The sequence below is a fragment of the Mycobacterium sp. genome (assembly GCF_049673265.1).
Taxonomy (GTDB): domain Bacteria; phylum Actinomycetota; class Actinomycetes; order Mycobacteriales; family Mycobacteriaceae; genus Mycobacterium.
Window position 1 is genome coordinate 1 of record NZ_JBATXN010000635.1, and the last position, 5,071, is coordinate 5,071.

At 67.0% G+C, this 5,071-nt stretch carries 5 protein-coding genes; 3 read left to right on the forward strand and 2 right to left on the reverse strand.

Annotated features, from left to right (window positions below; genetic code table 11):
• Positions 1-214 precede the first annotated feature (214 nt).
• Together WBF82_RS21555 and WBF82_RS21560 are read right to left on the reverse strand one after the other, a co-directional pair.
• Positions 215-2,200: an ATP-dependent DNA helicase gene (locus WBF82_RS21555; RefSeq protein WP_424384967.1), complete on the reverse strand. Its 1,986-nt coding sequence runs from the start codon at positions 2,198-2,200 to the stop codon at positions 215-217.
• A gap of 14 nt (positions 2,201-2,214) precedes the next feature.
• A complete protein-coding gene (locus WBF82_RS21560) occupies positions 2,215-3,531 on the reverse strand; it encodes a nicotinate phosphoribosyltransferase (protein ID WP_424384963.1) in 1,317 nt (438 codons plus the stop codon).
• A gap of 58 nt (positions 3,532-3,589) precedes the next feature.
• On the opposite strand from WBF82_RS21560, the gene clpS reads away from it, so the two are divergent.
• From clpS to WBF82_RS21575, 3 genes are all read left to right on the forward strand, one after another.
• On the forward strand, positions 3,590-3,892 hold the full coding sequence (gene clpS, locus WBF82_RS21565; RefSeq protein ID WP_424384964.1) for an ATP-dependent Clp protease adapter ClpS: 303 nt from the start codon (positions 3,590-3,592) through the stop codon (positions 3,890-3,892).
• Positions 3,893-3,912: 20 nt separating this feature from the next.
• Complete coding sequence (locus WBF82_RS21570) at positions 3,913-4,485, forward strand: DUF2017 domain-containing protein (protein WP_424384965.1); 573 nt, start codon at positions 3,913-3,915, stop codon at positions 4,483-4,485.
• A partial coding sequence (locus WBF82_RS21575; RefSeq protein WP_424384966.1) for a P1 family peptidase occupies positions 4,482-5,071 on the forward strand: 590 nt, incomplete at its 3' end. The genes WBF82_RS21570 and WBF82_RS21575, both read left to right, overlap by 4 nt.

Here is a 5,071-nt window from a genome sequence, read left to right on the forward strand (position 1 = left end):
ATCGCTCCGGCGCGAGGTCTACGGCAGTAAACTTTCATATCCGCTACGCCTTGACCCTGGGCGTCGATCAACACCGACGGGTCGTTCCGAATTATGTCTATTGCCATCACGCCGTAATCATCGATACCGGAAGCAGTTTCATGATCACCGTTCTGAGGTTGGCGAACGGCGTGCTAGGGGGCAGGCGACTGCATCCGACTGCCACCCTTGCCGGTCAGGCCGACGCGCTTCGCAGCCGCGTGAGAGCCGCGCGTACGGTGGCGGCATCAGTTGTCGGCCAGAACGGCGGCAGCGAGGCGCGCAGGTAGCCGCCGTAGCGTGCAGTGGCCATTCGCGAGTCCAGCACCGCGACCACGCCTCGGTCATCGAGGCCACGCAGGAGCCGCCCGGCGCCCTGCGCCAGCAGCAGCGCGGCGTGGCTGGCGGCGACGGCCATAAATCCGTTGCCGCCGCGGGCGGCCACCGCACGCTGCCTGGCGGACAGCAGCGGATCGTCGGGTCGGGGAAATGGGATGCGGTCGATGATGACCAACGACAACGATGGCCCGGGCACGTCGACGCCCTGCCACAACGACAGCGTGCCGAATAACGACGTCGCCGCATCGGCGGCGAACTGCTCGACGAGCGCGGCGGTGCTGTCGTCGCCTTGGCACAACACCGGAGTCGAAAGTCGTTCGGCCATCGCCTCGGCGGCGGCGCGGGCCGCCCGCATCGACGAGAAAAGCCCCAGGGTTCGTCCGCCCGCGGCGGTGACGAGCTCGGCGATCTCACTCAGCTGCTCGGCCGAGCCGGTGCCGTCGCGGCCAGGCGGGGGCAGATGGGCGGCGACGTAGAGGATCCCCGCTTTGGTGTGCTCGAACGGAGATCCGACATCGATTCCACGCCAACGTGTTTCGGTGGCATCCTGCGTTCCGGCCAAACCCCAGGCGCTCGCCATCGCGTCGAAGGAGCCGCCGACAGTCAGCGTCGCCGACGTCAACACCGCCGTCGAGTCGGCGAACAACCGGCCGCGCAGCAGCCCGGCCACCGACAGCGGCGCCACCCGCAGCACGGCACGCGTCGAGCCGCGGTTGTCTTCTTGCTCCAGCCACACAACGTCGGTCCGGTCGGGGAGCGCCGGTGCGAACGACGACAGCATCCGCGATGCGGTGTCGGCGATTTCGATGAGGCTCGCGACGGCCTCGGCGCGCGCCGACGCAGCCTTGGCGTCGCCCGGCGACATATCAATCGCCGAACGCGCCGCGCCGGCCGCATCTCGCAGAGCGGTGAGATGAGTGGCCAGCTCGTCATCAAGGTGGTCGATGCGGCCGCCGATCGCGTTCTGGATTGCGACGGTAAACCTGGTGGACGCCCCTTCCCACCGCTGCATCAATTCCGGTTCAACCAGTCTGCTGATGCGTCGCGAAGCGACCCCGAGGGCGGTCGCAGTCAGTTCACCGGTGGCCACCGCGGTGACCCGGTCCACCAGATCGTGTGCCTCGTCGACAACCAGTAGCTGGTGTTCGGGCAGCACGGCCGAGTCGGCGACGGCGTCGATGGCCAGCAGTGCGTGGTTGGTGACGACGATGTCGGCTTGGCCGGCTGTGGCGCGTGCGCGTTCGGCGTAGCATTCGGTGCCGAACGGGCAGCGCGCCATCCCGAGGCATTCCCGTGCCGACACGCTGACCTGAGACCAGGAGCGGTCGGCTACGCCCGGCTTGAGGTCGTCGCGATCACCAGACTCCGTCGTCGACGCCCAAGCCGTGAGCCGTTGCACGTCGCGACCCAATGCGGTAGCCGCCTGCGGCTCGAAAAGCTCGTCCTGCGGTTCGTCATCCGAGCTCACCGCCGCGCCGTTGTGAATCTTGTTCAGGCACAAGTAATTCTGACGACCTTTGAGCAACGCGAATCGCGGCGCGCGGGGTAACGCATCGGTCAGCGCATCGACCAGCTGGGGCAGATCGCGACTAACCAGTTGGCGCTGCAGGGCGATCGTCGCGGTGGACACCACGACAGGCGCCTCATCGGAGACCGCCCGGACAATCGCAGGAACAAGGTACGCCAACGACTTTCCGGTGCCGGTTCCCGCCTGCACCGCCAGGTGCTCGCCGGCTTCGAAGGCATGGGCCACCGCGATGGCCATCTCCAGTTGGCCGCTGCGTTCGCTGCCACCCAGCGCCGCCACCGCGGTGGCCAGCAGGTCGGGTACTGACGCCGCCAATTCTTCGGACGTGGTTACTCCTGGTGCGGGTGTGGGGTGGCAATCTGGGTCGTCGGGATGGCCGGATCGCCGTGCGACAACATCAGACCCTCCCACGGCAAGCTTCGCAAGCCCGACGCCACCAGGTCCCGCGCCGCGCCGAGATCCAGGTCAATCACCGGCTCGCCGTTGCGCATCAGTGAAGTCGTCAACACTCGAGACGGTTCAGTGGTTGGGGGCCGATGCCCCGCGGGATACACGATCTCTTCGGTGATCGTGCCGGTCGGCCGGCATAGCCGCAGCGCCTCTTTGTGGCCGCCGTGCGACTCTTTTCGGGGACTGCGCTTTTCGACCGGGATGCCATCCACTTCGACCAGCTTGTAGATCATGTTCGCCGTCGGCGCGCCTGAACCAGTAACCAGCGAGGTGCCCACGCCGTAGCTATCCACCGGTTCGGCACGCAATCCGGCAATTGCAAATTCGTCCAGATCACCGGAAACCACGATGCGGGTCCGCGTCGCCCCCAGCCGGTCGAGCTGCTCGCGAACCTGACGAGCCAGCACGCCCAACTCCCCGGAGTCGATGCGCACCGCGCCAAGCTCAGTCCCGGCGGCTGCCACGGCATTGGCCACACCGGTCGTCACGTCGTAGGTGTCGACCAGCAGCGTGGTGCCGGGACCCAGTGCGTCGACCTGTGCGGAGAATGCGGCCAGCTCGTCGGGCTTGTCGGCACCAGAGTGAAGCAGGGTGAACGCGTGCGCGCTGGTGCCTTCCGTCGGAACCCCATAGCGGCGGCGAGCCTCCAGGTTCGATGATGCGGCGAACCCGGCGATGTAGGCGGCGCGGGCCGCGGCGACTGCGGCACGCTCGTGGGTACGGCGGGAGCCCATCTCGATCAGCGCCCGCCCCCCGGCGGCGCTGACCATTCGCGCGGCGGCCGACGCAACGGCGCTGTCGTGGTTGAAGATTGACAGGGCCAGTGTCTCAAGCACCACACATTCAGCGAAGCTGCCGCTAACCGAAAGCACCGGCGAGCCAGGGAAATACAGCTCACCCTCGGAATAGCCGTCGACATCACCACCGAAGCGGAAGTCGCGTAGGTAGGCCAGGGTGTCCGTGTCGAGAAATTCAGCTAGCGATTCGCACGCAACATCGTCGAATCTGAATGCGGGCAGAGCCTCCAAGAACCGGCCGGTCCCTGCCACCACGCCATACCGTCGCCCCGCGGGCAGTCGGCGGGCGAACAGCTCAAAGGTCGTCCTGCGATCGGCGGTGCCGCCGCGCAGCGCCGCGGCCAGCATCGTCAACTCGTATCTGTCGGTCAGCAGCCCGACTAAACCCGAGTCGTTCACACGGCCCACCGTATCTGGGGCATCGGGTTCGGTGCCGTGGCTCGCTATCCTAGAAACCATGGTTGCGTCAGCCCCGACAAAACCGGGGACCACCGGGCAACGGGAAGCCGACTCGGTCGAGACCACGGCCGCTCCCTGGGTGACCATCGTGTGGGACGACCCGGTCAACTTGATGAACTACGTGACGTATGTGTTCCAGAAGCTGTTTGGCTACAGCGAGCCGCACGCCACCAAGCTGATGTTGCAGGTCCACAACGAGGGCAAAGCAGTGGTGTCGTCGGGCAGCCGGGAATCCATGGAAACCGACGTGTCCAAACTGCATGCGGCCGGGTTGTGGGCCACTTTGCAGCAGGACCGCTGAGAGGGCATCCGGGTTCGCACGTGCGCAAGTGGAAGCGGGTTCAGACCGCCGACGGTACCCGTTTTCGGTCCGCTCTGGACTCGCATGAGGCGGCCTTGCTCAAGAATCTGGTCGACTCGATGATCGGCCTGCTCGACGAACGCGAATCGTCATCGCCGACAGACGAACTCGAGCAAATCACCGGCATGAAAACCGGCAACTCGAAGCCGCCCGACAACGCGACGCTGCAGCGGCTGTTGCCGGACTTCTCGAAACCGGACCCCTCGGGGGAGGAAGCCACCGGCAGCCTGAATGCCGCGCTGCGCAGTCTGCACGAGCCGGAGATCATCGCGGCCAAACGCGTTGCAGCAGAACAGCTATTGGCAACGGTGCCCGAGGACGGCGGTCGATTCGAGCTGACCGAAGCTGACGCGAACGCCTGGATCGCAGCCGTCAACGACATCCGGCTGGCGCTCGGCACCATGCTCGATATCCGCCCCGATGGCCCCGATCGGCTGCCCGACGATCATCCGTTGGCTTCACACCTCGACGTGTATCAGTGGCTGACCTTCCTGCAGGAGTACCTGGTCCTGGCGCTGATGGAGACGCGATGAACTCGATCACCGACGTCGGGGGGATGCTCGTCGGCCACCACCACCGACTGGACCCCGACGCGACGATGGGTGCCGGTTGGGCGCGCGGCGTCACGGTCGTCTTGCCGCCGCCCGGCACGGTGGGCGCCGTCGATTGCCGAGGCGGTGCGCCCGGCAGCCGGGAAACCGATCTGCTCGACCCGGTCAACAGCGTCCGCTATGTGGACGCGGTGCTGATCGCCGGGGGCAGCGCCTACGGATTAGCGGCCGCGGACGGAATCATGAGCTGGCTGGAGGAGCACGACCGCGGCGTCGCGATGGCGGGCGGAGTGGTACCGATCGTGCCGGGCGCGGTGATCTTCGATCTGGATGTGGGCGCCTGGAGTCACCGGCCGACCGCCGAGTTCGGCTACGCAGCCTGTCAGGCAGCGGGCGCCGACGTCGCGGTGGGCACGGTCGGTGCCGGGGTGGGGGCCTGCGCTGGCGTGCTGAAGGGCGGTGTCGGGACGGCGTCGACGACGCTGCCATCGGGGGTGACGGTCGGGGCATTGGTCGCGGTGAACTCCGCGGGCAATGTCGTCGACCAGGCGACCGGCCTACCGTGGCT